This window comes from Parapedobacter indicus (assembly GCF_900113765.1).
Classification (GTDB): Bacteria; Bacteroidota; Bacteroidia; order Sphingobacteriales; family Sphingobacteriaceae; genus Parapedobacter; species Parapedobacter indicus.
The window spans coordinates 76,706-103,569 of the sequence record NZ_FOQO01000001.1; the positions used below are offsets into that span (position 1 = coordinate 76,706).

Consider the following 26,864-nt stretch of genomic DNA (forward strand, 5'->3'; position numbering starts at 1 on the left):
TTTCGGCAAATGCGTTCTGCACGATTGAATACCGTAAACTCCGTTTCTGACCAAATTTCCACTTACTTCAGGCCAAGGTCACAATTGGTTTCGCTAAAAGTAAAAACTAAAATATTAAAATCCAAACTTCAATAAGGGAAATGGCTACGCACCAGCCATTTCCTTAAATCGAAATTAAGTTCACGTGTGTTTGGCCACTGTAGAATGTAAAGATATCCGCCTTGCTCCGTACTGTCAATGGCTAATTAGCCAGTTTTTAAAATAATTGTGTTGCATGAAGTAACCCAAGCCCGAAAGTCCTAATTTCAAGTGGTGTTACATTACGGTTTACCGTAATGGCTCGAAAATAATTGTATTATGCTATTTTGGCGAGAATAGTTGAACGAGTTTTGAGTTTAACGAGATAATTCTTATCCAAATCCTAGGTTTATGTTGATCCGGATGACAGTTCACGTTACACTACCGATTTTTCTCGCTTAAACAGCTGTCCAAAAAGGGGAGGGTTCCAATTAAATACGTCAGCGATCGATTGAATGGATTTATTCCCATATGATTCGGCGCTGGCTAATATACGTGATAAACCAAATGTTCTTATGGACTTTTTGTTTATAGTGACTTTACTTTTAACAATAATCATCAATAGAGTCACCTCCTTTCCATTCAAGTCCTTGTATAACGGTAAATTGTTTTTCAACTCCTTCTTTCTCGAAAAAGGTCCCAAGACTGTTATGGACGAAGGCATCTTTTTGATAAGTGATCTCTGCTAAAGAATAAGGTTTAATTGGGTTTTCGTCACCACTTATACATATAATCCACAACGTACTTTTGTCTTTGGAGATCGCAAAACTTTCAATAATCGAGCTCGTATATTGGTTTCTAGAAAATACATTCCCTTTATTTAGATTTGCAGCATAGTCAGCTATTGGGTTATGAGTGTTTTGCTGTGGACAACAAGGAAATTCACTCGGGGTTTTCCAATTTCCGACTTTTTGAACTGCATTTGGGGTTAGAGAATTTATAATCTCCAATTCATTTTCAGCATAGTCGACAAATTGACTTGTCATACTTCGATTATAAATCCATTCGCCTAATGAACCTCCCCGCAATGGTTTATCACTTTCCGCCCAAGCCAATAGTCTTTCTTTGCTAGTTTGTGCTTCTTCAGCACTGACTGTTGTCATCCACTTATAGTCAGGATTTTGAAATTTATCTCGAAATTGTGAAGGATTAGTAAGAAATGCTTCTACACTGCCGCAAATATAGGCGATACGTTTCGCAGTTATCGGATTAAGCAAGATGTTTTCCAACCTTGTTACCCAACGTAGATTGTCGGGTCGATTATTTTGTTTGTTTGTGTCTATATGATCAACAACGTGCTCTTTGGTTGGCTGGCTATGAAATGCAGTCGCAACTATTCTATGAATAGGTACTGATACGATTTCTAAATAGCCCGTTTTACTATTTAATTTGCCAAACGTCCATTTGTTGTCGGTTGGCCTTGGCCTCCCTGTGTCACGTGGGAAACGTAATACTGCACCGTTATCACGGGCCGAATAACGTTCGTTTTTGTAAATGCATTCGCATTCTTTTTCAAAGTGATTTACATTAACCATGATTTTAAGATTTTTTAGAGTCAACGAAATCAATCAATTCGATTTTAGCACCAAGAGCAAGAGTGATTTTCGAAAGTACATCTAGACCAACAGAATAACGTCCTTGCTCTATTCGACTAAGGTTGGCCGCGTCTATATTAGCAATTTGAGCTAGAGTTTTAGCTTCCATTTTTTTTTCTTTTCGTAACTCACGTATTCTGGCTCCAATTCTTACTCTTTCTTCATGAAGGAAAATTCTTTCCTCATCCCTGTCACCTTTGCCCCCAGTAATTGCAAGTCCTTCATCATAATTCATTCGTATCCAGATCCAATACTGCATACTCATCCCTGTACTATCGCCAATATTATCTTTGAAATACCTTTCAAAATAATACGCTAATCTTTCTGCATAGTATTGTTGATCTTGTTTAGGAGTCGAAAAAAGAGTTTTCCAAATGAATTTCTCTCCGTCTTGAGCAATAACTTCAATAGTAAAGTCATCTGCAAATCTTGCTTGTATCATAATTTCTGTTGCCGTATTTATGGTGTTGCCGCCACTTTTAAAGTTATGAAGCAAAGATAAAAATAAACCCCATAATTGGTAAATACGCCAATTATGGGGTTTATATATAAAATTACCGCTCTATCTTCTAATACGCTAATTGGAGTATGAGCATTGTTACTTGTTTTTGTAATAGTTGCTAGTATCTTGTCCTGAAATAACCAAGATTTACCGAGCTGTGAAAGAAATAATTGGAATAGAATTCTGATCTCCGTGTCAATAGACCAGGAAAGCAAACTTTTAATGCCAGAAGTTTGGATACAAACTCCGATAGACTTTATTTAGCTCAGCGATATACCAATGAGGCACCAATACTGTCGATTTTGGTTAATTTTAGCTCTCTAGTCCCTGCATCACCACAGAAATAATGCATTACCGATTGTGGATCGTAATCGGTCAATTCAATCGTATGATCCACTGACTCATTCTTTGGGCAAATTGCTGGGGCTCCTGATCGTATGTGTTCGTGTCTAAAGCCAAGAATATGACCAATTTCATGGCGTAGTATGCCGGTCTTTTCAAAGGAGGTTTGAAAGAAAGCAGGCGTAATCAACATTCTTCTCTCAGGCTTAGGATCGTATGGGAAAAATGCACTGGCTAACAAACCGCGCTTCGATGTTCTCATTTTTCGGACAATGAAGGTCACCTCTTCGGGATTATCATCTACCTCCAGTGTCGCGTCGAGCCTAGAGACGTGGTTGAAAGCTACATTGCAAACCCGCGACCAATCATCGGTTGCATCTTTTAGATATACAACCAGCTTTTCATATTCCGAAGAGGAGAACGACTTCTTAATTATAGCATATTTGATGTCCGTTGGATCTTCAATTCTCAATATGTTCCCGTTTCTCGTAATGCCGACAAGCTTCTGACTGTCCTGTGGCTTATTCACGCGATAAAATTGTTGGTGAAGTTCTTTGTCATCAAGCAGTAAGTCCCCTTCAACGATATAGTAAACAGTTCCGTCAATCCCTACCGTATCAAATTGTGATTTATAGCTTTCGAAGTCCAAGAATCCATCGGAAATACCGATGGTGTCGGGTGCATATTCTTCAAATGCAACGGCGTCGGAAGAAAAGTCGGATTGGGTGATTTGGGATTCTCCATTCTCTTGTGACTCGGTGCCAGAACCACAGCCTAAGGTAAAAAGCAGCAAAGCCATGGAATAACTATATACCCTAGCTTTTTTATTCAGATTCGTCTTCATCGGTTGATTCCTGTTGTTCAATAAAAAGGTTTATAATATTCTTTGTTCCCTCTTTTGCATCTTCCTTATACTTATCGGAAATTGCTTTGATCTTTTCCACCTTTGCTTTGGCGGTGTTCGTCTCCACTACTTTTACAGACACCTCAGAAATTGTCAAGTCAGGGTTCAAGGGGAATTTATCGGTAATGTATAACCTTGTTCCGTCGGGTCCGGACAACGCATAATCGATAGCCCCAAAACCTACCATCTGAAGTGTAATCGGATTTGATGCCTGTTCTTTCTTCTCCGAACCGTCATAATAGGACACCTTAATTTCAATCAGATAATCATTTAGATTATACCCCTTTTTAGTCCGCGCTCCGCTATAATTTACTGAAATTCCGTCGACGGCAAATACAAATGTGTTGGTGTCGACTGGTAAGGGAATAAGTGATAGGGAGAATGCTGCATCGCCGGAATTATTGGCAGTTTCTCTTACAAGGGTTCTCTCTATTTTGAAGCCGCTTATATAGCTGTTATTATCTGTATAGGTATTCCGCGCTGAAAATTCATTTACATATTCTTTCAATCTCTTCTCCATTACATTTGAGGTGATCTTGAATCCTAGATCTATAACAGAAGGAAGGAGCGCAGCGATCGTGGTCACCGTAAATCCTTCTTCGGCCGGTTCCCATTGTGGAACTGGCAATGATTCATTTTTACTAAAAGTAAGGGTTGTACGTTCACCGATGGCGTTGACTACCGTACCGTCCTTTCCATAAAATTTTATCTGGCCAGATACGAACGCCGGTATTATCAGAAATAACGGAAGGAAGATTGATTTCATAATTATCTAGATTTAAAAGTTAGATGATCTGATATTAAAAACTAATATGTCGGAAGAAGGCCTTTGTTTATGTGGCGCCGCTTCCTAAAACTATACGCGATTTAAAAATAACGCAAGGATTTCTAATAAAAAATACCCAGTATTGAGTAATTTTTACAGACTATTAGAAAACTGCTAATACATTTACTTTTTTGAAAATGCGTAACTATTCTTATTTATTTAACCGTTCTCTAATCTCTCGCTTTAGATAATTTCTAATATCCTGCTCGCCCTCCAACTGCTTTTTTTCGAATGTCACGATGTGCTTCGCATTGTCCAAGTATAATTCCCCCCAATCGTTGGACAGATTTTTTATAAACTAAGTGAGATATTTCTATTATCCCACCCCCAAACATCAACCATAACCTGCCTGCGCGGCGAGCGCCCGCCGGAGGCACCTGTTTTCCTCAGCTTCATGCGACCTCCTTTTGCTTGAGGCTATGGTAGACCTCACCGGGGATTTCATCTTCCAGGCTTTGGTGTCTCCTTTGGTTGTTGTAATACCCGAAATACGTTTGCAGACCTTGGTAACAGGCCAGGCCATCTGCAGCTGGAAACAAGTACACATGTTCGTACTTTACACTCCGCCACAGCCGTTCGATGAAAATATTGTCAATCGCGCGGCCCTTGCCGTCCATGCTTAACCGGATGCCGTTTCCGGTCACCCAGTTGCAGAATTCGTGGGCGGTGAACTGGCTTCCCTGGTCGGTGTTGAGTATTTCGGGGGCACCGTGTTCATCGATCGCCGCTTCCAGCGTATCCCGGCACCAGCCGGAGGTCATCGTGTTAGACAGCGACCAGCCCACAACATACCGGCTGTATATATCGATAATGGCGCACAGATACAGGTAACCGCCCCGTACGGGGATATAGGTGATGTCCATAGCCCATACCTGATTCACGCAGGTGATATCCAGACCCCGTAACAGATACTTGTATATCCGGTGCCCCTTACTTTTGCCCCGCTTGGATGTGTTCGGCTTGGGACCCATTGCCGACAAACCCATGATCCCGTACAACCGTTCGATGCGCTTGGGATTGACCCGGTAGCCTTTCCCTGCGCAACCAGGTGGTCATCCGGGGAACGCCCAGCCAGGGGTGCTGCAGGTATTCCTCATCAATCAACCGCATCAACTCCAGGTTCAGTGAACTTTCCCCAACAGGTTGATAGTAAAAACTGCTCCGGGATACCGATACCAATTCGCACTGCCGGGCTATGCTCAGCCCCGCTGCCTTGCCAACGTGCGCCTTCCGCTGTGCTGATGTCTCTTTCATGACAAGGCTTTCTTTAAAAAATCAATCTCCATCTTCTGCTGGCCGATGGTCTTCAGGTATTGCTCCTCACGCTCCTGAGCCTCGCTCTTGGCGTCCTTGACCGGACGATCAAAGACCGCAGGGGCCTGCTTCAAAAATTGAGACTTCCACGTCGTGATCTGCGTGGGGTGGATCCCGTGCTTCTGACCCAGCTCCTGGATCGTCACACGCTCCGATAAAGCTTCCAATACTACCTTCGTCTTGAATGCCGATGTGAACTTTCGCCTACTCATAATACAACAAATTTAATCTAAAAATCTAACTTAAACTGCTGTCCTGTTTTCGGGGGGAATTATAAACACATTTTATTTTTTTCTTTCCATTCTTAATCCTCTTTCAATAAGAAAGTCATTTATGTCAATACAGCGAACCCCATTCCTCTCTGAAACCGCTGGAATCTTATTGTTTTTGATTTTACTTTCACTAGCTATCAGCGTGTAATTATGCACCTTGCAATAACCAATTAAGTAAGGGTCTGCTTCTTCTTTTCCTTCTGCCTGCTTTCGAGCATTTAGAAAGCCTGTATTGTACTCAGCATTTATAATTGGAATTGCTTCGTTGAAACTTGCTGCATCCGTATCAACCACTAAATGCTTTTTCCACTTTTTAACCCACTTTTTTAAAAAATCCTCTTTGCCTTCATAGTCGTTAATTTCTTGTTCTACAAAGTCAATTGTCTTGAAACATCCTTGCTTTATTAAATCCTCAATTTCTTCCCAAATAGCAGCGAATACCGGATTATCCTTCTTAAAGGTTGATTCAAGCATGATAAGTCCACTCGTATCAATTACATAAACCGTATTTCCTTCGCTGAATAAATCCATCTTTAAGCATTGAGAAGTTGTCTTGTTTTTGGGATATAGGACAACTTAACGCCTAAAAAATCAGACAAGTCCTTTAAATTAATTCGGTTCTGGTCATAAGCCTTAAATGCCAAGGAAACATACGTTCTGCCTTTTTCTGTTAGTGCTTCCTTGTGTAATTCTCTACCTTTAGGATCCTTTGCTTTTCCAAATCCTTTAGACTTATTCCATTGTGCGTGTTTCTCCTGATAGAATTTTTTCGTTGTAAGCTTTTGTTCAAACAAACTTCTCAATATTGCCAAAGGCCCAACGTGAAAATATTTACCTAATTCAACCAAATCTTTAAGTTTCCATTCTCTTTCTTCCCTTCTTTGGTAATCAATAACTATTGCCATGTTAAGCAGTTCAGAAGTTGGCACTAGAACTTCCGCTGAAAAAGCATTACACCATTTTTCTAATTCCGATGTTGGATTTAATGACAAGTCAGTTATTGCACCTTCGTTTAATAAAATATGTCCTAATTCATGGAATAAAGTAAATGTTTTTGAATGAGCTTGCTCGCCGCCTCTTTTAATACCGATAATAGGTACAATATCATCTACAATGGCGAAACCCCTTACATTATCCTGTGTAAGGCTTAATTGAAAGACAGCAATCCCCAAAGATTCGATTCTTTCGATGTAAGCTTCTAAAGCAATTCTGATATCTTCAACCTCCCTTATTTCGTCCAACTGTAAATGCCGTCTAATTTTCTGTGCAATTTCTCTGGGGTTGTCTTGAAGAGTTGCTGATAAATTAAATTTCGGAAATGACATGCCCATTTCTTCACGTAATTCAACAAACGATTGAGCCAATGCCCTTGCTTTACGCACGCCCATGATGGTTTTTTCATGGAAGTGTCCAAGCTCTTTTGAATCTACGGTTCGTCTGTCCTGTGGAAGTGGCTTTTCCTTTGGTGGTTTATTCAATAGGAGTGTTGCGATGGTGCGCTTGTAGGTTTTGGAAAATGCCTTTAATTCTTCTAATGTGGGCTGCTTTTCGCCTGTCTCCAATTGCACCAAACGCTTTGGAGAAATACCCGTACTTTCAGAAGTCTGTGCACGATTCAAGGCAAGCGATTCCCTTGCCCAAACAAGGACTTCATGATTTACATTGATATGGATATTATCATTCATTTATCTGGTTACTAATTGCCTGTATTGAATAAACTCAATTGGATGAGAATTCGTGTTCAAATGGGTTTCAATAAACTCAATTCCTTCTGCTGTCAATCTGCCAACCAATTCAAAAGCGCCCCATCCCTGAAACTTTATAAAAAGCTGATTCACAAAATGAGTATTTGAAAATACAACTTCATGTCCATCTTCAAAATGGTTTGCAGCCATCAGGATATTGTCAAATTGTCCATTGGGTGCTGTATGTGTTAGCATAATTCCATGAAAGTCACTGGTTCCATCATACGAATCATCCCAAACTACAGCAGGATGAAACAAGCCATTTAGCCAATCCCTTTTGGCAACTCTGCTCGAAGGCAACAATATATCTCCTTTACTAAACATTATGCTTCTTCTATTACGGTTTCAAACTCCAATTTCGGCAGACCTTCCACAATCTCCACCGTCTGCACACTTACATTAATCACACTTAATAGCAAATCCAAAATGTAGCGTGGGTTGCCGACTTCTTTTGCCCAATCGTTGGGGTCGTTTTTAATGCCACTATCTTTGTTGATGGTTACGGCATAGCGTTCCATGATCCAATCAATGGCAGATTTTCCGTTTACCACATATTCATACGCTTTGGTAGGAATGTTTGAAACCACAATCTTGCTGTTGTAAATAATGGTATCAGTTTGCCCTTTTTTGGGGTAACGCATTTTTTCTACAGTAAAGAAACCACTGCTTTCTCCCGTTACCTGTACACCTGCAAAAAGCGGCACACTTTCATAATTGATATGCAATTCTGCCAATGCCCGACCTGCTTTGCTGAACTTCCAAAAATCCCGAACGTCTTCAACCAAAGGAATACGGGGCAGCATTTTCTTTAAATCATTTGCAAAGGCTGTGCGGTAATCGGGGCTGTGCAAAATGCCATAGACATAGTAGAAAATATCTTCTTTGCCTACGTTTTTACCGTATTGCTTTTTGGCTCTTGCTAATATAAAACCGGAAACACCATCTCTACGGATGTATTCGCTATCTCCTGCGGCATCAAAAAGGCTTGGGCTGTTCATTTTGCGTTCTTCGTAGAAGTAGAGTGGAAAAATCAACCCATTCATTAATGTTTGGAAATCAAATGCTGATTTCGTTATAAGTGGAAAGAAGTCCTTACTACTTCCCAACCCATTTATTCCAATGGCTATGTTCTCATTTTTATTCAAAGGGAAGAACGTGTCATTAAAGCCTGGTCTTTCTATGAAATTTCTATCAAAAAATAATCTCTGTTTAACAAAAGGACGATACTGACAAGTCGAAATAAACTTGCTATCAAAATTATGCTTAATGTTTTTGTTTAAATCTCGTTTTAGATTCACCGACCAACTTATCATGGTTGGTTCATTATCAATTAGTTCAAGTAGTTTTGGGTTCTTTTTTTCTATTTCTACCTGAAACTTGACTCTTTGTGAATTATAAAAATTAAGCATACGAGTTATATTTTCCCTGATTTCGTTTTTAGAGAAATTATAGACCCAAGCATCTCTACTTGTAACAACCCCATTTGAATAGGTTACAAAAAACGACTCACTTTTCGTGTCAAACTTCTTTTCAGGAGCCATTGGAATAAAAGTGTCAAACACATCATTCCGTTGATTGAGCCAATCGCCTTCGGCATTGGGTTCAAGCGTTTTCCATGTCATGGCAGTATTTGCCACGGTTTGAAATTTGGCAATTTTGGCTAACTTTTCTTCACGGCTCAGATAATCGCCAATGTCGTGATAATGAATAGTCGCTTGTTTGTTTGTTGCGTTTGGATTTTTCACCAATAGCGTGATGGCTATTGGTGTTCGTGAACCTGAACCAAAGATTTTACCGCCTTCCTTTCTACTCAATTCGCCACTGGTGCGTTGGTTGCCCCGAAGATTAAACACCCAAATGCTTGAAAATTCTTTTTCCAATGATTTACGGAAACCGTCCGTACTGTTGCCATCCAACCAAGCTCCATTGCTCACAAAGGCAATGATTCCACCGTTTTTGGGGTCTAAACGGTCAGTACTCCAACGAAATGCTTTGATGTAAGCATCATACAAAGATTTGTTCAGACCTGCGGAAGATAGCTTTGCGTAGGTTTTGGCAATGTCGCTATCCAACTTTTCGTATTTCTGATTTTGCGCATTGTCGTTTGCTGACTTCTGCCCGATGGAATAAGGCGGATTTCCCATAATTACCCGCAAAGGAGCTTTCTTTTGCCGTGCTACCCTTGCTGAGTTTTGGGGAAACATTTCAGAGAAAAGTTTTTGGCTTTCGTCTGTTTCGCCCAATTGAAAAGTGTCGGTCAGTACAATGCCTTCGAATGGTTCGTATTCGTTTCCATCATTGCGTAAATCGTGGTACGAATTTTCAATGTTTACGGCAGCTATGTAATAAGCCAACAATACTATTTCATTGGCATGAAGTTCATTTTGGTATTTTCTGTCAAGGTCGGTTTGATTAATCAAGCCACTTTGCAGCAGTCGGGTCATAAAAGTTCCCGTTCCTGTGAAGGGGTCAAGAATGTGAATGTTTTCGTCTGAAATACTGCGGTCAAATTCTTTCTTTAATACATCATCCACCGAACGAATAATGAAGTCCACCACTTCCACAGGCGTATAAACAATACCCAATTGCTCCACCATTTTAGGAAAAGCAGCTTTAAAGAAATTGTCATACAGTCGGATAATGATTTCCTGCTTGCCTTTAGCATTGTCAATACCCGAAGCATTTCGTTTTACGAAAGCATAAAACTTTTGAAGTGATTCCGATTCTTCTACCAAAGTTTGCGGTTCCAACTCATCCAACATGCGTTGCATAGAAACTGAAACGGCATTGTGTTTTACGAAAGAATATCCTTCAAACAAGGCTTCAAAAATCGGTTTGGTAATGATGTGTTGCGCCAACATTTCAACCGCCTGTGCTTCTGAAATACTTGGGTTGATATTTTTCTGCAATCCCAAAAGGAATTTTTCAAATGCTTCCCGTTGGTCTTTCTTTTCAGTGATTAAAAACTGAATGCGTTCAATTTGGCGTTCGGCAATGATGGCTACATCTTTTGCCCATTGCTCCCAATATTTGCGGTCGCCCACTTTTTGAACCATTCGGGCAAACACCACATTTTGCAGTTGTTCAAACTGCAATGCCATTTGTCGCCCAATATCTTTGTTGGTTTCGTATGCAGGTGCATCTTCATTTACCAAAGACGGATTTCCGTCACTATCAAAAGTATATTCAGGTCGCCCAATGAGAATATTGGTCGGCTTCTTTTTGTTGAGTTCAATTTTATTTACCGTGGCATTGAAACGGTCGTCATGTGCACGCAAGGCGTTCAGCACCGTCCAAACTACTTTGTAGCGTTCGTTATCGTCAAGGGCTTTTTCTGCTTCAATATCAGATGGGACAACCACAGGAATAATGATGTAACCAAAATTTTTGCCTGGCGATTTACGCATCACACGACCAACGGATTGAACCACGTCCACCTGTGAGTTACGAGCAGAAAGGAAAAGCACGGCATCCAAAGAAGGCACGTCCACACCTTCACTCAAACAGCGTACATTGGTCAGGATTCTACATTCATTGTCGGTTGTTTCCGCTTTCAACCAACCCAACAACTCGTCACGGTGTGGGGCGGTCATGGTTCCGTCAATATGCTTGGAAGCAATGGAAACCATGTGTTCCTTTTTCTCGGCAGGGAGTGAATCCAAATAAGCTTCGGTAGCTGTGTTGTATGTAGCGGTGATTTTTTTTGAAACCGCAATACTTTGACAAAAGGCAACTGCCCTTCGCATGGGGTCAGGGTCTCCGTCTTTGGTTACGCCTTGGTCACCCAAAAACTGTTTGGACAATGCGTTGATAGTTCCAATAATTTTGGACGCATCATCTGTATTGATTTCTGTTTCCTTGTCTGCAATCATGCGTTGCACGGCAGGTGGAACGTCTTTGTCATTTAGCGTAAGAATCAACACTTTGTAATCGGTGAGCAAATCCCGTTCAACGGCTTCACCAAAACCAATGCGGTAAATTTCTTCGCCATACAAAGCCACATCATCCATTGAGCATAAAACTGCTTCCGATTGGGCGGCTTTGCTTTTTATGTCGTCACTGTACAGTCGGGGGGTTGCTGTCATGTACAGCCGTTTCTTAGCTTTGATAAATTCAGGGTCGTGCACTTTGGTAAATGCAGATTCATCTTCGTCCATCAGCGTTACGCCTGTGGTGCGGTGGGCTTCATCACAGATGATTAAGTCAAATTCTTTGAAGCCGTTTTTGAGCAATACTTTCTGTGCTCTTGATATTACTTCAATGGATTGATAGGTTGAAAAAACTACCGTCATTCCGGGCAGACCTTTTTCTTTTATCTGTTGAAACTGATGCAGAATATTATCGGTGTTGGTGGAAGCTGGCAAAGCCAAATCCACTACGCTAAATGTGTCCGCATCTTCGTTTTTGGTTTTCTTCTTTGAAATTTCAGGGTCAGAGCATATGCAAATTGCATTGATTGGTTCGTTGGCATCTGCACTCCATTCACGCAAAGTTTGTCCTAATAAGGCAATGCTTGGCACAAGGAATAAAATCAATCCCTTTCCTTCTGTTTCATTCTCGGCAATTCGCAAAGCGGTGAAAGTTTTACCTGTTCCGCAAGCCATGATAAGTTTACCACGGTCAGCCGTTTTGAAATGGTCGTGAGTTTTGGTAAGTGCTTCGGTTTGGTGATTGCGAAGTGTTTTCTTTGGCGTTCGTGATTCTTCACCGTGAATACCTTGCTCTAATTTCTCCCAATCTACGGGAGCTTCTATCAGGTCGAAAAGATTGATTCTTGTAACTGGCGGGTTTTGGTTGCGAATGGCTTCTGTTGCATTTGGTCCCCATTTGTTTGTTGTCGAAATCCAAAGTCTGTGAGCAAAGCGAGTTGTCTGCATTTGCTCATTCTTAAATTCTCTGCTTGATGTGGAAAGAAAACTGTCAACGGCTGGTTTGTCTATAGTCGCACCTTCCTGAAAACATTTGCATTGAATTGCCCAATAATCGCCTTCATGTGTCAAAGCAACCAAGTCAATTCCCGTGTCTCCACCACCTAAGTCTAATTTCCCTGGAAACTCATTCCAAAGCCAAACATTCTTAAACAGGAAAGCATATTTTGGGTCGGTCAGCAAATAGGTTTGCATTAACCTTTCAAAGCGGTCGCCTTTATCACGCTCCGAAAAAGCTATTTTTCTGTATTTGTTAAGTATCTTTTGAAAACTCATTTTCCTGTTTTGTCATTTTTAATTTCAATCAGCAACTCTTTCACTTCCACATCTAAGATTTTTGCAATCTCATAAAGTACTTCAAGTCTTGGTTGTTGTCGGTTTTGCACATAGCCGTTTACCATGTTGTAACTCTTACCGAGTTTCTCAGCTAACCAAGTCTGCTTAATTCCCTTCTCGTCAAGTACTTCTTTTATTCTGTTCATTTCAATAAAGAGTCAGGCTGCTAAAGTAGGTTTTATTTTTATTTTATCTCATTTTTCAATATAAAAGGTGTTTGAATTATTGTCGCTCTGTCCGTCCGTGCGTTGGCAAAAAAATGGCTCTTTTGGTTTTTTGAAGCGTTGGTTCGTGTGTCGGCAAAAACCAAATGTGCCATTTGTGCGGTCGGGTTTTTAGCATGTGCCCTAACGTTTTGCGGCTTTGCGAAGGTGGCGATTATCACCACTAAACTTCAATCGAAGCACTAAATTTTGATTAACCACTTCACTGTCATACGAAGCACTGCACCGCCACTTTTGCAAAACCGCTGTTGGCAGTTGGTGTTCTGTCGTCCGTCCTTGTAAACCATTGTCAGTATTGGGTTTGAGTGTCATTGTCTGTTTGCTTATTGGTCTGTCTGTGTCGGGTTGTGCGTTGCGTTTTTTATTTTTTTGAAGGGTCGGGGAATTTTTTAAAAACAATTTTTCTTGCGTTGGCTTTGCAAGCTCTTTGACAAAGCTTTGGACTGTGCTTGGGCTTGTGCGGCTTTGGCAATGTGCTTGCAAAATGTTTGGCTTATATTGATGTTTTTTTCTCAAGCTTGCCTAATATTTTATAAATGTCATTTAGCGGATTAACCACTCTCTGAAATGCGTATACATAAAAAACCTCGATATCTAGTTCTTTACACTTCTCCATTATTGATTGTGAAGGCATATATCGACTTACTAATAGTGATTTAGATATTAGACCACCATAAGTTTGCTTGATAACCTTCATTTTGTTTATGTCTTCTTGTTTTATATTGCCCGATTTGCACTCAACAAAAATCAGTTTATTACCTGTATTGATTAGGATGTCAATTTCATTTTTCAAGGCTTTATTATCAGTCTTAAAAGGTAGCTCGCAATGAAGAATTATTTCTTTTGCTTTAGCCCATTTACCAATTTCTGATGCTACAATTATTTCCCACCAAGTTGCATTGAAGAAAAGGTCACGGGCATTATTGCCTTTGAAACAAGCAATAGATTTATTGTTACTATGGATATCAACGATACTAGCATCCCATTTGATTACAGAATTACCTGCTGTTGATTCTGTCCCTTTTTCTGGTAAGACTCTATATTTCTTTCTTAAGAAATCTGTAACCTTAGAATATAATTTATTTGATGCAGCAAAAGATTCTATCTGACTGGAGACTCTTAAATCATTCTCTGTAAAGTCGCTTAGAGTTTTTGCTGAAAATATTTTGTGACCACTTAAACCGAAAAAATCTTGAATTGATAATTCCGAAGTTATTTGTTTTTTATCATATGAAGGGACTTCTATGAAACTATAGTCTTGATTTACGTAAAAACCTTTGAGATTACTTTCAGAAATAATCGATTGTGCTGCAAGAAGCATTATTTTAGTGCCACCAGTTAAATTAATCAATACATCGTCTTGTACATCTAATTTTTCAATGATACTTCGAATTCGTTTTTTGATGGAATAAAAATCAAAAGGGTCACAAATGAATTCACTAAATATTATACCTGGAAAAATATCTTTTAATATTTTTATTCCTTCTTTTGATTCATCCGAAGCAATAAAATGAATTTTGTCGGGCATAAACTCTTTTATTCCGATGTAAATCGGAAGTAATTGACCACCAAGAAAATTAATTTGATGCTTCATTTTAAAAATATTTCTGGTTGATTTTTGAATGGATTGTATACAACATTAAGTATTTCTGAACCAGGCATAGGCTTTCGTAAATCTTTAATGTAATCCGAAAAGTCAACGTAAACTATTCTACATCCATAATCTTTTCCAAAAATGGATGCCGATGCAACCATTGACTTTTTACCTCCAGTTATATCTACTGTAATTTGTGGGTCAGGATTTAATACTAATTGTTCTTTCATTGCTTTATACATTGATTCAAAGCTTTCATCATTTAGGTATATAATTTCATAATTAGAATCAAGAAATTTTTCTAAATAGCTATTATCTACTTTTTGATTATTTGTCGTGAAAATAATGTGAGTTTCGGGCTGAATTGCTTTTGCAGTTAGAATTATTGGTTCGGGCGAAAAACCTAAAACTGAGAACAATGTGCCACCTGATGGTAATGTTTTACTATATTCATTACAGAAATTATTTATGACTGCCTCAAAAAGTTTTTCAAAATATAACTCTTGAGCACGTTCAAATTTGCCTGAACTGGCTAAATCAAGCCACTCTTGAAGGTATGGTATTTTATTTTTCATTGATTATTGCTGATTTTAAGTTCAAAAAATTTAAGAACATATTTTTCAAGATCAAATCTTGGTTTTACTGATTCTATAATTTGAATGACGTTGTCCTTTATTCTACACTTTAAGTATGAATTTCCCATAACTAGGAACTCGCTGTCTTTCGATTTTCCATAAAAGATTACGTTGCTTTTTAACTCTTCTAAATTTACATTATGAGATTTATTAAATGAAAGGATCAAGTTCTGGGGAAATACCGGTGCATTTAGGCCCTTAATCATTTCGTATGCAATATATGTTTGAAATAATTCATTTCTTGTGGGCTTGCTGTCATAAACGTAGAATGATGTTTCAATTAGTTTCTTGTGAAAATCCAGAAATTCAATGCGTTGATTTTCATTAAGAATATATCCAACCTCAAAGCCATTGGTTAATCCGTGATTCCCGTCAATATTCGCTGTGAATATTAAACCCGTTTTTTCATTTATAACACCTTTTGAATGGTTGTAAACATCAGCATATACTTTGCACCCAATCTCAACAAGCTCAGAAACACCGCTTAGGTGATCATTCCTATAATTCATCCCTCTACAAAATAATGAAACAGGTACATTTCTCCCTATTGCATTTTTTAATGACTGAATTAAATTTGGTAAAGAGTTTAAACCAACAACACTGTATGCAGACAAATAAATGTAATCACTCGCTTCGTCAATTACTTTTATTATCTCATTAAGCAGGTTGTTTTCATAAGATTCGCAGGTATATCTCAATTTTGATTGACTTGGTACTGGAAGCAAATCACTATTTATTGTGGCTTCAGTTTGCACTACAAGCATTTTGCCTTTTTTTCTAGTTCCTAAAAATTGTTTGAAGGTTGTACCTTGAAGAAAAATAACATCAAAAAGCCTATCTAACTGTTTACTACTGTTTTCATCGAGATACACACCTGATTCAGTATTAAAAGTTAATGATGGTGTTGTAAAGTTAGCACTAGTAATAAATCCATTAGTTCTGTCTGATACTATAAATTTAGAATGTGCGGAAAGAGAAGCTCTTACGTGAATACCATTATCATAAAGTTTCCGTATAAATTTAATGTGAATTTGCGCTGGATTTTCTTTTATCTCTTCTTCTGTAATGAAATCAATTAAAGATAAATCGTTTTTTAATTTATCTTGATCTAGTTGAGTTAAAACGAAAACAGCAATTTGACTTTCTTTCGCTTTGTTTAAAATCGCATTAAATATTTCTTTATCTGTAATGATAAAAGAACATATTTTAAGAACAGAAGTTGCTTCATTTATTATACGTAGTATTTCATTTTTTAAGGATGAGTTTCCTTCTTGTGTAAGAAACAACGAATTGTAGTGGTTAAATGGATGAAAGTCTTTCCTATCATTGTTTATAACAAAAACTCCAGTATTTAAAATATCGGTATTTCGAATTATTGTTTCCATTACTTTAAATCGATCATATGGTTTTCAATATCATATTTCTCCAGTAAGTCAAATTCACCTGCTAATAAGAGAAAGCGTCTAATGTTGTTTGCGAATTTTGGATGACTTTCAATAAAGCGGGAAAATGGGAATCGCTGATATTCTTTAATTAATTCAATAAACTCAATTAACTCTTTAACTACTGGGTCATCTGTACTATAATTGATGAAAAATAAGAACACATTTCTTTCAAGGCTATTGTTGAAAATCTTATAGTCACGCTTTCTAATTAAGTCACTAAGCAGTTTCTGTCTGTTTATACTTTTTAAAAGATGATTCACCCTTATATTAATCATTAGGTTGTCCTCATCGTTTATAATATTCTCAGCTTCTATTTCCTTGATGCCAAAGCCAAATGGCATATCCGCTTTTAAGAAATTGATTAAGTCCTCACTGCTAAAATTATAACACTTATTGTTTGAGTCTTTGTATCTATCTATCTCAGGCCAATTTGTTGTTAAATAAGGATAAGGTTTTTCATTACTATCTTTCTTCTGAAAGGGAACCATTAAATTGAATTCTATATTTTGAATTCTATCGTTTAATTGTTGCTCAAAGAAAATTACATTTTCTCTAAGTGTTTGATAGTAAGATAACTCATCTCGTAAAGAAAAGATAGCGTAACCATCTATAAGCTCTTTAATTAATTCTTTATTTGATTTACTTACTGAAACAAGTACTTGAAAGCTCATTTTGGTAAACGAGATTTCGTCAATGCCTTGTAATCCGATAGGAATTCCAAATGCTTCTCGCTCCTCTCTTTCTACAGCAAAAATCTGATCTGCTATTAAACTTTTTTCAGGTGGGGTATGAACGATGTCTGGAGCAAAAGGGCGTGCTATTTTAGTTTCACCTCTTTTGTTCGTATAGAGGTAGGAATAATTCTCACTTATGAGTTTGCTTTTATAGTAGTTATAAAAAATACGTGGTAATGGCTTTAATGTAATACCATCAATGAAGAAATCATATGATTGTTTGTGAAGTCTTACTTGTGTTTTTGTTTCAAACACAGAAATTCCATATTCTGTTAGTTGATGTTTATTTCCTTGTTTAGTTAACAAATCATCACTTATGAGTTTTTCAATTCTTAGTTCTATTAAGCTTTTGGAAGTACCTATGATACTGCCAATTTGGAACGAATTAAAATCAGGTTTTACTTTAATGAAATCAACAATTACTTTATCTAGGTTGTCAAGTGGGTCTGGTGTCGAATCTGAAATCTCAGAATGGATACAAAAAATTGGATATTGAAGACAAAAGATACCTTTTAGCTGTCTTCCCATTCCTGACAATTCTTCGTAAAATTTTTCTATGTCAATACTGAAATTGCTCATTTAATATGAAAATGCTATTTGTTTTTTTTCTAAATCAATTTTAATAATTCTGACTTCCAAAGGTTCATTAACTTTCGGCACTTTTCCTCTACCTATATTATTTTTGTGAAATAAACCTTCAAAGCCAGTATCAATTTTAAGGAAGTATCCAAAGTTTACTTCTTTGGTAATAATTCCTTTTACTTTGTCTCCTTTCTTGTACTTTCTTATAGTGTTTTCCCAACACTCATTTTTATTTTTTGCAGTGCCTTTCTTTCTATTGTTTAAGTTCAAAGTAATCCGTTTGTTTTCAACATCAATCCAATAGATTGAAACATCCATTTCAGTACCTGCTTGTAAGTTTGCAGCACTTTCTTTGAGATCCTTGGACATCATAGAATACGGTATTAGACCATCAACACCATCGACAGTAACGAATAACCCAAAAATTCCCTTTGGAGATTTCCCAATGGATTTAAATTTTCCAACTGCATTATCTCCCTGTTTGTATTTCTCTAAGAACAACTCAAAGGGAGATTTGAAATCATATAAATCAGCGACATTAACAAAATTCCCAATATCTTCTTTGTTGCTAAGTTTAACAAGAGTTCTAAAAAGGTTAGTATAGTTAAATATTTTGTCAAAGTGAGACCTAGAATCAGTCAAGGTTTTAGAATTTCCGATAAGAATTAGCTTTTTCTTGGCACGGCTAAATGCAACATTTAACCTTCTTGCATCATCAAGAAATCCAACTTTACTATATTTTCGTTTCCCATTTTCAAAAGGAGCGTTATTGTGGTCGGATGAACGTGTAAAACTGAAAACGATTATATCATATTCCTTTCCTTGAAAAGAGTCAAGGGTTGAAACATCAATGTTTTTGAATTTACAGGATTCAGATTTGTTTATTTGATTTTTAATGTTTGCTACTTGAGATTTATAAGGGGCTATTATGGCAATACTGGATGGATTAATGTTGCTTTCAAATAATTTTGGCAATATTATTTCTGAAATTGTTTCTGATTCTGTATTGTTTTTTGCAGAGAAACCATCATTCTGTTCAAAAGGATTTTTTGAATTTGAGGTGTCAAAAAATACAACCTCCTTATTAAACGGACTTGGCATTTCAATTCTGTTCAAATGGGTTCTACTACCCATTTTTACCTTACCATCATAAAAAGATTCAGAAACAAACTGCCCAATATTGGGATGCATTCTATGTTGATAGTTTAACATTTCCATATTGTCTTTTGGAAATTGTTCAGCATTTATGCGGTTAACAATAAACTCAAAAAAAGATGATTTAAGAGCGTGTAAAATTTCTTCTTCTAAAAATTCTGAACCATAAACAGAATTAGGAAAGCTTTGATTATCTGCTTTATCAATCAAGGAGCTATCCATATAAGGCGGAAGTTGCTTTTGGTCACCAACCAATATAACTTTTTGTCCAAGTTCGATGGCTACTAAAGATTCTGCAATGTTTGCCTTTCCAGCTTCATCAATAATGACAGTATCAAACTTAAAATTCTTTTCTTTAAATACCTCATCTGATTTAATACCTATGCAAGTTGCAAAAACGACATCAATAGAATTATATATGAGTGGCTTTAATAAAATTTCATACTCATTGTTAGATTCGTCTAACCATTTTCTTAGTAGTTCTGTTGTTTCATTTAACTCCGTTTTGGATAAGCCTGTGAGTCCGTCAAGAAGTATAAAATGGCGTTGCTTGTACACATCTTTCAGTACTCCATATTGATTTACAAGTGAATTAATGAATTGATTTAATTGGGTTCTAAACTCATTTTTATCATAACCTTGTTCTTTACATCTAGTATATTCTTCAGTTATTGAAAGCTGATTTAAAATAAATTTTTTGAAATCAATTTTGTAATCTTCTACTAAATTGTCAATTGTATATTTTAATAACTGCTTATCAATCCTGTCAGGGTTTCCAACTCTTAAGAGATTTAGCTTCGGAAATTGCGAAAGTTTCTCCAACACGTTATCTACTGCTACGTGGTTTTGACCTGATACCAGAATCTTTTCACCCTTCTCTACTAACTGTTGAATTATCTCGGCTATTACTGTAGTCTTACCCGTTCCTGGAGGACCTTGTATTAAAAATATATTCTGATTACCTACGGCTTTTTTGACCGCATTGACTTGATTGTTTGTGGGGTCTTCTTTTTCCGTCCTTGATAAATCTTCGTTTTTAAACTGAATAGGTTTTAAAATTGGAGTTTTCACCCTATCTGGTTTTACAAGTAGGGCTTCTATGTGGTCAATTTTTATTTTCTTGTCAAGGAAATCTTGAATAATTTCTCTTTGTATTTGGAATTGCTTTTTAGAAATCCTTTTGTCTATATAGAATCCTTTGTCTAGAAGCTCAAGTTTTATGGGTTTGTGAAAAGTTATAATGTAAACATCATTAAAATAAGAAAGTATACCGTCCGAGAGCTTTATTAGTTTGTCATCTTCTTTTAATCTGATATTTACAACAGTATCTTCATCAGTTTCAAGACTATCTCCGATGCTTCTTGAAATCTTAATTGCCACACCCTGATTAGCTGCTGGCACTCTGTCATACTTTTCTACAAAAACAGCATTTTCTTTTTCTTTATCAATTAAACTAATTTGGTACTCTAGAAATTTATCAATGATTGATAGCGTTCTCCCTTCTTGTCTTAAAATTTCACCTGCTTCTGTTTTTAAATGATTTACCGTTTCAAAGCATTGTGTTTTAAGTAAAGCATAGTCGAGAAATAATTGTTGTGAATTATCAAACGGAAGTGTGCCGTAAGGTGAGATTATTTTTATTTTGTTACTAAATAGAAATGATCCATATTTTGAATTTCTTTTTTTGGCTTCACTTGAGGTATACTGTGAATGACCAAAAGAGAAATTCTTTATGATAAACTTGATTTCTTTCTTATCCTTACCGATAATCACTTCACCAAAGAAATTTACATCCTCATTATAAAGTGAAAAATCTATTTTGTCGCTGTTTCCTCTTGTATTGATTTTAAGCCAATAGTGCTGTTGATTTGAAAGTAGCTCTAAAAGTTTATTTTCATTTTCTAATGAAACTACGGTTTCATTAAGAAAATAGGGGATAGCATTCTGTTTAAAAGTAGTTTCATAGCTCGCATTACCTAATTCAAATTGGATGTAAAGTGTGAAATTGGTTTTAAATTCCTTCGAAAATATTCTATCATCTTGTTCAAAACCCTCTTTTATTATTGATAATTGTTCATTTGTAGCATAGACGCCCAGTATAGAATTTTTAAAATTATAGAAGGAGACTAGTTCATTTTCTATAAAATTGATTTCGGGGTCAACATATTCATCTGCCTCGTCAATTTCAACATCTAAGGAAGCGGGAACAAAAGAGAATAAATCACTGTAGTCAAGTTTGGAATTTACCTTTACTCTAATTTTATCCGAGGAGCCATTAATGAAGTTGTTACTTATAATACCATATAAATTTTCTTTGGTCTTTACTAAAGTGGTATTGTTATAAGATTCAACAATCTCAACATTAAATTCATCCCCTCTTTCTATTCTTTCCCAAGTTAGTGTATCGCTTATTGGTTTTGCAAGGTGCTTTTGGCTGAGAATTACCTGTCTGTTTGGAAAATCAATATCTAATACAACACATTGAATCCGGTCACCAACTTTAAATTTCTTGAATTCTGCTTCTCCTGAAGGGAGGCACCAAGACAAATTTAAAATTGATAAACGACCAATAAAGTCTTGATAAAAGTCCGTTATAATTTGAGAGGGGTTCACAATAGCTATTATTGTAGTTTCAATAACAGATCCCCTTCCGAATTTTTCGGTGAATTCTAATTCAAATCCTGATATTTCTGTATTAGGTCTCAATCTAATTTTAATTTTTCTGCTTTATACAAGTATAACACATTGTCACGAAGTGTGCGTAGGCAAAAAAGTGGCTATTTTGGCTTTGCGAAAGGTCGGCTTGCGGGTGGGGCAAAGCCAAATGTGCCACTTGCGGGCTGGCTAAAATTGTTTTTAAAAAATGTGCAATGGGAAAAAAATAAAAAACATTGGGTCGGCAATGAGTGTCGGCTTACTCGTTGTCCGTTTGTAATATCGTTTCTATGTCTTTGGTCACCTGTCAAAATGGTTTACTTTTTTCTGTTTTTAGTTGTCTGTTTGTTGTTGTCGGGTCGTCCTTTACACTTGCTGCCAACTCTTTAATATGCGCAATTGCCTTTATTTAAGGTTTTTAATCAATTGTTTGTTATTCGTATTTAAATCAGCAATTTACGTTTCGCTCCCATACTGCGCATTCCGTATTAGTTTTTCATGCGCTGCCTCTTTGGTTATCCAATATGCGCACTGCGCATTTCGGATAATTCTCCCTTCCTGCCTGCCAAAACTAGCCAAACCCAGCCACGGTCCCATACGGTTTCCCGTAAGTTAAAACGGGTGGTTACCAGTGCCGTTTCGGCATCGCACCGGCCGCGTATTCGTTATTATTTTGTTAATGTCCGGTTTATCATCCTGGTTCGGTTACGTTTTACTGTTAGTTGATTACTACAATCCCGATAAAGGTAAACCATTCGGTCCGTATTATCAATAGTCCGTCAGCGTTAACGGAAAATCCCGCGTCCACTGCATCTAAAGTGGCTAATAGGCAACGGCGTTTATAGGTAGCCGATGTATACGGAAATCTTTTTTATTTCATAAATCAGGTTCCCAATAAAACAAATAGGGGATCTCGACGTTTAGGTACTAGGTTTAGGTTGATAGCCCCTAACCCCATTGGGGCGGACCCGTTGTCTTACGAGGTAACGGGTTTCTTTTTTCAGTACACTTTCCGATTTCGTTTATTCGCCATCGCTGCTACTGTTTATTTTAAGGCTCGAATGGATAAGTAAATCCTGTCTAGGCACGAAAACTCTTATTCTGGGACAATGGTTATTTCATGAGGCGAAAGACCATATATGAGGATGAATAACCAACGTGCGACCGGCTTCAGGGACGAAGTACATTATTCAGGGACAAATGGGTGCTTCATGGGACGAAAGACCATATATGGGGACGAATGATCAACGTGCGATTGGCTTCAGGGATGAAATGTATTATTCAGGGACAAATGGTTACTTCGTGGGACGAAAGACCATATATGGGGACGAATGACCAACGTGCGACCGGCTTCAGGGACGAAATGCATTATTCAGGGACAAATAGTTACTTCATGGGGCTACGGTCAATAGTCATTATCAACACTCCTATCAGAGGATTTTACCTATTTGACCGCAAAGATTTTTGAATTTGATCGAAATGTTGGCTATAGGTGTTTGTCTTTTTTTCAGACTTAAAGGTAGTAAACATCAACCAGGCGTTTGCCAAAACCTCCACCCTTTAGCATTATCGGCTTTTTAATTGACTTGAGGACTTTTGTTTTCACAGCGTACTGGAGTGCTTTTGATAATTGGTCATCAACAAACTCTTTGTTTAGTTCAATCTTACAGTATTCCGCAACTTCGTTTAAATACTTATAACCGTCCTTAAAACAATCTGATTTAAGGAGCACATCCGTAACGAATGAATTAGGACTTCTTTTAGATTTCGTACTTAGAAAATATTCTGGGTTATCTCTGTGATCGATCTTAAATTTTATCAGAGCTTCAGCTTTTGAGATAGAAGGAGGTATCTTTGAATTCAGGTTAAAAATCTTAGCACCATCAAATTCCAGTTTGTCTCCAATTTCTCTTGCAAAGACTTCACTAAGTGCCCTCGTACTGTTTAATATTCCATAAATGTGGGAAGTGGATTTTTTGAAAAATTCAGCAAATCCAGCAATATCTAAACCGGTGATTTTCATAATAGTTTGTATTCTGCCAGCTATCGCTTTAGAATACTCTTGGTTATCGGTGTTCATCCCGCAAAGGGATAAATCAATTTACGCTAAAAATTATCATTAATTTACTTTTATTGTAATATTTATTTGTATCTTTGTTAGGATGCTTATCTCGATATTGTTTAAGCATTGGTATTGACATAGAGTCTCGCGTGCGAATTCCGAGTTTGCTTTGACGGACGAGGCAATAGGATCAATGCCCATAGTGATATTTTGCGTACCTTTGGTATGCGCTATAGCATTATGGGCCCTATTGTACTGTTCCTAAGGCCCTCGGAAGCCTGCACGACGGTATCTTAGGGCTCGCTATAGTAGCACCGTCCTAATATATTACGAGACTCGTTTTCAACTAACCATATGAAAACGAGTTTTTTATTTTTACGTCTCCCCAATGGCTTCCGATCTCAAATAGGGAAGGGGGAAGCCGCTTTTTCCAAAGCGTGGAAGATTTCCACTGCCAATCTTTATAAAGCAATTATTGCTAAGCCAGCTTGAATTGGGTTAAGACACCTTTTAGAGAATTTTCTTACACCTAAAATCAAGCAATTAAATGGAGCGAATTTTACGCATAAGGGAGGGGTATGCCTTTTCCAAACATAAACTTAAACGCACGTATATACGACATTTCAGCCTGTTGGCTTTAGCAACGATCATGTGTTTGGAAGCCCACGCACAGCGCCCCGAATCTTCGGGGCCTGTGCCGTCGGGCAATAAATCATTTACAGAGATTGTTGCCTCCGATGCGAAATCCCAATACGGCATGTTGGGAGTGCATGAAATGGGAGGGAAGATCTATCTGGAGATTCCCGACTCACTCCTTGGCCGCGATATCCTGACGATAAACCGCCTGGCGAAGGGTTGGGCAGGCGACAAACCCTTCGACCCATTCCTCAATTTCATCGGTTACAGTGGCGATCTCGCGAACGAAAGCCTGTTCCGGTTCGATAGGGAATCGGGTGACGCCATCGTCATCTATCCGCTCGATTATTCAAACCGGGTACACGCAGATGATGGCAAACTGGCGGCGCCCGCTAACGCCGATGTTTTACCGATTCTCCACAGCTTTCCGGTGCTATGCCGCAATCGCGCAGACGACGGCTCACTGGTGGATGCCACGGATTTCCTATCCGGGGATAATACCATCATGACCTTTTCCAGTTCGCTGCGCCGCAAATTTAAGGTAGGAGCCATGCAGCCGCAGCATTCCGCAATTTCGGAAGTGGAAGTAACCGATAGCCATCTGATTACAAGCAGCATCAAAACCTATAGCTACAACAGCGAAAGGGTACGGTTGGGCATGCGTTCGGTATGGTTCCTGTTGCCCATCATCCCTTATGAAATCCGGCAGCCCGATCATCGCATTGGGTATTATACGCAGTCGGCCACCGATTACAGCAATCCCTACACCCCGCAACAAGACTTGCGGATGGTAAAGCGTTGGCGCATGGAGCCACGCCCGGAGGACCGGGAAGCCTATTTCCGGGGCGAATCGGTCGAACCCGCCAAACCAGTGGTCATCTACATCGATCCGGCCATGCCCGAGGAGTGGGTACCCTACATGATACAGGGCATTAACGATTGGCAGCCTGCCCTGGAGCAGGCGGGCTTCAAAAACGCCATCCGCGGCGAGCGTGTGCCCCCCGGAATGGAAAGCCGGATGGTGGGCGATGCGCGCTATCCGATGATCTGCTATAAACCGAGCCGTGTACGGAATGCGACGGCCGAACTCGTTACCGATCCCCGAAGCGGGGAGATACTCAACGCGCACATCGCCTGGCATCATGGGCACATCCGGAACATCATCAAATGGGGACGCATGATGGGCGCAGTACACCGGCCCATGCTGCGGGGCAATGAAACGGATACGGCCTTTATGGGCGCCATGATCCGAAAAATCATTGCCCATGAAGTGGGCCACGTCCTCGGTCTGGTGCACAATTTCGGGGCGTCGTCCGTGGTGCCCGTGGAAAACCTCCGGGATTCCGATTGGTTGGCCAAAAACCCCATCAGCCCGTCCATTATGGATTACGTGCGCGTCAATTACGTGGCGCAGCCCGGGGATAAGGTGCCGCTACCGGGATTGATTCCCCGCATCGGCCCGTATGACCGGTGGGCCATCGAATGGGGGTACCGCTACCGGCCTTCATCCGGCGATACCCAAGCCGACCGCCAACGGCTGAATAACTGGACAGCGGAAACGGGCGACAGCGGCATGCGCTGGTTCGGCGCAGAGGAACGGCAATCCACCGATCCCCGCTGCCAGGCTGAGGATTTGGGGGACGATCCCATTCTTGCAGCCACGTATGGCATCAACAACCTGCAACGGATGGTGGACAGCCTGACCGTATGGTATCCCCATCCCGGGCAGGCCACCGAAGTGTACCGTGAGGTCATCGGTCAATACGGCAATTACCTGAATTCCGTAACCGCATGGATCGGTGGGAGGTACCACCGCATCCGCACGGCGGAAGGGGAGTGGAATAATGTACGGGTATCAACCGATGACCAGACCCGGGCATTGGAGTTCCTGCGCGACAGGTTCATCACCCCGCCCCGATGGCTGCTGGATAACCCGGCAACCGGACGGATCGGCCTGGACCCCATGGCAGACATCACCAAACTACACGAACGGCTGATGGAGACGCTGCTGGTGAAAGCGGTTGCGGATGGCAGCCCGGATCACCCGGACCGGCTCTGCCGATGGATTTTCGGGCAACCGATAGGCAATCCGGAACCGGACAACCGGTACCGTACATCCCTCCGGTGGACGTTCGCCATGCAGCTCAAAAAGATCGCGTTCCCTGAAAACACGAAGGCCGGGGAGGCACCCACACCGCAACAGCTCGTTGCCCGGGAAACGATTTCAAACCTATGCACCCTCCTGCAACGGGAGGGCGATGAACTGCTTATTAATCAATTACAACACCAAATCTTTTAAT

20 protein-coding genes are annotated in these 26,864 nt (G+C 39.1%); 1 reads left to right on the forward strand and 19 read right to left on the reverse strand.

Going from position 1 to position 26,864, the window contains the following annotated elements; genetic code table 11:
• Window positions 1–623: 623 nt before the first annotated feature.
• The 19 genes from BMZ56_RS00315 to BMZ56_RS00405 form a co-directional block, all read right to left on the reverse strand.
• Entirely contained in the window at window positions 624–1,613 is a 990-nt protein-coding gene (locus BMZ56_RS00315) for an HNH endonuclease signature motif containing protein (RefSeq protein ID WP_090622395.1), read from the reverse strand.
• A gap of 4 nt (window positions 1,614–1,617) precedes the next feature.
• Window positions 1,618–2,115, reverse strand: coding sequence for a helix-turn-helix domain-containing protein (locus tag BMZ56_RS00320; protein WP_090624367.1), 498 nt, complete (start codon window positions 2,113–2,115; stop codon window positions 1,618–1,620).
• Window positions 2,116–2,440: 325 nt separating this feature from the next.
• Entirely contained in the window at window positions 2,441–3,361 is a 921-nt protein-coding gene (locus BMZ56_RS00325; RefSeq protein ID WP_090622399.1) for a matrixin family metalloprotease, read from the reverse strand.
• Window positions 3,342–4,187, reverse strand: a complete 846-nt coding sequence (locus BMZ56_RS00330; RefSeq protein ID WP_090622403.1) for a hypothetical protein — start codon at window positions 4,185–4,187, stop codon at window positions 3,342–3,344. Before BMZ56_RS00330 ends, BMZ56_RS00325 begins: the two co-directional genes overlap by 20 nt.
• Window positions 4,188–4,639: 452 nt before the next feature.
• Window positions 4,640–5,233 (reverse strand): IS3 family transposase, encoded by a 594-nt coding sequence (locus tag BMZ56_RS00335; protein ID WP_090622406.1) that lies wholly within the window; start codon window positions 5,231–5,233, stop codon window positions 4,640–4,642.
• On the reverse strand, window positions 5,178–5,501 hold the full coding sequence (locus BMZ56_RS00340) for a hypothetical protein (protein ID WP_090622409.1): 324 nt from the start codon (window positions 5,499–5,501) through the stop codon (window positions 5,178–5,180). The genes BMZ56_RS00335 and BMZ56_RS00340 overlap by 56 nt, the downstream gene beginning before the upstream one ends.
• Window positions 5,498–5,773 (reverse strand): transposase, encoded by a 276-nt coding sequence (locus BMZ56_RS00345; RefSeq protein ID WP_090622413.1) that lies wholly within the window; start codon window positions 5,771–5,773, stop codon window positions 5,498–5,500. The genes BMZ56_RS00340 and BMZ56_RS00345 overlap by 4 nt, the downstream gene beginning before the upstream one ends.
• A 72-nt stretch (window positions 5,774–5,845) precedes the next feature.
• Complete coding sequence (locus tag BMZ56_RS00350; protein WP_090622418.1) at window positions 5,846–6,364, reverse strand: DUF4411 family protein; 519 nt, start codon at window positions 6,362–6,364, stop codon at window positions 5,846–5,848.
• A 2-nt stretch (window positions 6,365–6,366) separates the two neighbouring features.
• The gene (locus BMZ56_RS00355) at window positions 6,367–7,518 is read right to left on the reverse strand and encodes a helix-turn-helix domain-containing protein (RefSeq protein ID WP_090622422.1); all 1,152 of its coding nucleotides are present in this window, start codon (window positions 7,516–7,518) and stop codon (window positions 6,367–6,369) included.
• Window positions 7,519–7,902 carry a hypothetical protein gene (locus BMZ56_RS00360; RefSeq protein WP_090622426.1) on the reverse strand — a complete coding sequence of 128 codons (384 nt, stop codon included), beginning with the start codon at window positions 7,900–7,902 and terminating at the stop codon, window positions 7,519–7,521. It lies immediately after the preceding gene.
• Entirely contained in the window at window positions 7,902–12,782 is a 4,881-nt protein-coding gene (locus BMZ56_RS00365) for a DEAD/DEAH box helicase (protein WP_090622430.1), read from the reverse strand. Before BMZ56_RS00365 ends, BMZ56_RS00360 begins: the two co-directional genes overlap by 1 nt.
• Window positions 12,779–12,988 (reverse strand): helix-turn-helix domain-containing protein, encoded by a 210-nt coding sequence (locus BMZ56_RS00370; protein WP_090622434.1) that lies wholly within the window; start codon window positions 12,986–12,988, stop codon window positions 12,779–12,781. The genes BMZ56_RS00365 and BMZ56_RS00370 overlap by 4 nt, the downstream gene beginning before the upstream one ends.
• Window positions 12,989–13,189: 201 nt before the next feature.
• Complete coding sequence (locus BMZ56_RS00375) at window positions 13,190–13,582, reverse strand: hypothetical protein (RefSeq protein WP_090622437.1); 393 nt, start codon at window positions 13,580–13,582, stop codon at window positions 13,190–13,192.
• Window positions 13,560–14,660 (reverse strand): Card1-like endonuclease domain-containing protein, encoded by a 1,101-nt coding sequence (locus BMZ56_RS00380; protein WP_090622441.1) that lies wholly within the window; start codon window positions 14,658–14,660, stop codon window positions 13,560–13,562. Before BMZ56_RS00380 ends, BMZ56_RS00375 begins: the two co-directional genes overlap by 23 nt.
• The gene (locus BMZ56_RS00385; protein ID WP_090622445.1) at window positions 14,657–15,235 is read right to left on the reverse strand and encodes a hypothetical protein; all 579 of its coding nucleotides are present in this window, start codon (window positions 15,233–15,235) and stop codon (window positions 14,657–14,659) included. Before BMZ56_RS00385 ends, BMZ56_RS00380 begins: the two co-directional genes overlap by 4 nt.
• A complete protein-coding gene (locus tag BMZ56_RS00390) occupies window positions 15,232–16,680 on the reverse strand; it encodes a phospholipase D-like domain-containing protein (protein WP_090622449.1) in 1,449 nt (482 codons plus the stop codon). Before BMZ56_RS00390 ends, BMZ56_RS00385 begins: the two co-directional genes overlap by 4 nt.
• On the reverse strand, window positions 16,680–18,053 hold the full coding sequence (locus BMZ56_RS00395) for a hypothetical protein (RefSeq protein ID WP_090622453.1): 1,374 nt from the start codon (window positions 18,051–18,053) through the stop codon (window positions 16,680–16,682). Before BMZ56_RS00395 ends, BMZ56_RS00390 begins: the two co-directional genes overlap by 1 nt.
• Window positions 18,054–21,917 carry an AAA domain-containing protein gene (locus BMZ56_RS00400; RefSeq protein WP_090622455.1) on the reverse strand — a complete coding sequence of 1,288 codons (3,864 nt, stop codon included), beginning with the start codon at window positions 21,915–21,917 and terminating at the stop codon, window positions 18,054–18,056.
• Window positions 21,918–23,379: 1,462 nt separating this feature from the next.
• On the reverse strand, window positions 23,380–23,946 hold the full coding sequence (locus BMZ56_RS00405; RefSeq protein ID WP_090622458.1) for a hypothetical protein: 567 nt from the start codon (window positions 23,944–23,946) through the stop codon (window positions 23,380–23,382).
• 529 nt (window positions 23,947–24,475) lie between these two features.
• Between BMZ56_RS00405 and BMZ56_RS00410 the strand changes: the two genes are divergently transcribed.
• On the forward strand, window positions 24,476–26,863 hold the full coding sequence (locus tag BMZ56_RS00410; protein WP_090622461.1) for a zinc-dependent metalloprotease: 2,388 nt from the start codon (window positions 24,476–24,478) through the stop codon (window positions 26,861–26,863).
• Window position 26,864: the final 1 nt, after the last annotated feature.

Coding starts and splice junctions, on each gene's coding strand:
- BMZ56_RS00345 (WP_090622413.1), bottom strand. CDS start 5,773: ATGAGTAGGCGAAAGTTCACATCGGCATTCAAGACGAAGGTAGTATTG.
- BMZ56_RS00405 (WP_090622458.1), bottom strand. CDS start 23,946: ATGAACACCGATAACCAAGAGTATTCTAAAGCGATAGCTGGCAGAATA.
- BMZ56_RS00335 (WP_090622406.1), bottom strand. CDS start 5,233: ATGGGTTTGTCGGCAATGGGTCCCAAGCCGAACACATCCAAGCGGGGC.
- BMZ56_RS00355 (WP_090622422.1), bottom strand. CDS start 7,518: ATGAATGATAATATCCATATCAATGTAAATCATGAAGTCCTTGTTTGG.
- BMZ56_RS00350 (WP_090622418.1), bottom strand. CDS start 6,364: ATGGATTTATTCAGCGAAGGAAATACGGTTTATGTAATTGATACGAGT.
- BMZ56_RS00320 (WP_090624367.1), bottom strand. CDS start 2,115: ATGATACAAGCAAGATTTGCAGATGACTTTACTATTGAAGTTATTGCT.
- BMZ56_RS00380 (WP_090622441.1), bottom strand. CDS start 14,660: ATGAAGCATCAAATTAATTTTCTTGGTGGTCAATTACTTCCGATTTAC.
- BMZ56_RS00410 (WP_090622461.1), top strand. CDS start 24,476: ATGGAGCGAATTTTACGCATAAGGGAGGGGTATGCCTTTTCCAAACAT.
- BMZ56_RS00315 (WP_090622395.1), bottom strand. CDS start 1,613: ATGGTTAATGTAAATCACTTTGAAAAAGAATGCGAATGCATTTACAAA.
- BMZ56_RS00330 (WP_090622403.1), bottom strand. CDS start 4,187: ATGAAATCAATCTTCCTTCCGTTATTTCTGATAATACCGGCGTTCGTA.
- BMZ56_RS00365 (WP_090622430.1), bottom strand. CDS start 12,782: ATGAGTTTTCAAAAGATACTTAACAAATACAGAAAAATAGCTTTTTCG.
- BMZ56_RS00360 (WP_090622426.1), bottom strand. CDS start 7,902: ATGTTTAGTAAAGGAGATATATTGTTGCCTTCGAGCAGAGTTGCCAAA.
- BMZ56_RS00370 (WP_090622434.1), bottom strand. CDS start 12,988: ATGAACAGAATAAAAGAAGTACTTGACGAGAAGGGAATTAAGCAGACT.
- BMZ56_RS00325 (WP_090622399.1), bottom strand. CDS start 3,361: ATGAAGACGAATCTGAATAAAAAAGCTAGGGTATATAGTTATTCCATG.
- BMZ56_RS00385 (WP_090622445.1), bottom strand. CDS start 15,235: ATGAAAAATAAAATACCATACCTTCAAGAGTGGCTTGATTTAGCCAGT.
- BMZ56_RS00395 (WP_090622453.1), bottom strand. CDS start 18,053: ATGAGCAATTTCAGTATTGACATAGAAAAATTTTACGAAGAATTGTCA.
- BMZ56_RS00340 (WP_090622409.1), bottom strand. CDS start 5,501: ATGAAAGAGACATCAGCACAGCGGAAGGCGCACGTTGGCAAGGCAGCG.
- BMZ56_RS00390 (WP_090622449.1), bottom strand. CDS start 16,680: ATGGAAACAATAATTCGAAATACCGATATTTTAAATACTGGAGTTTTT.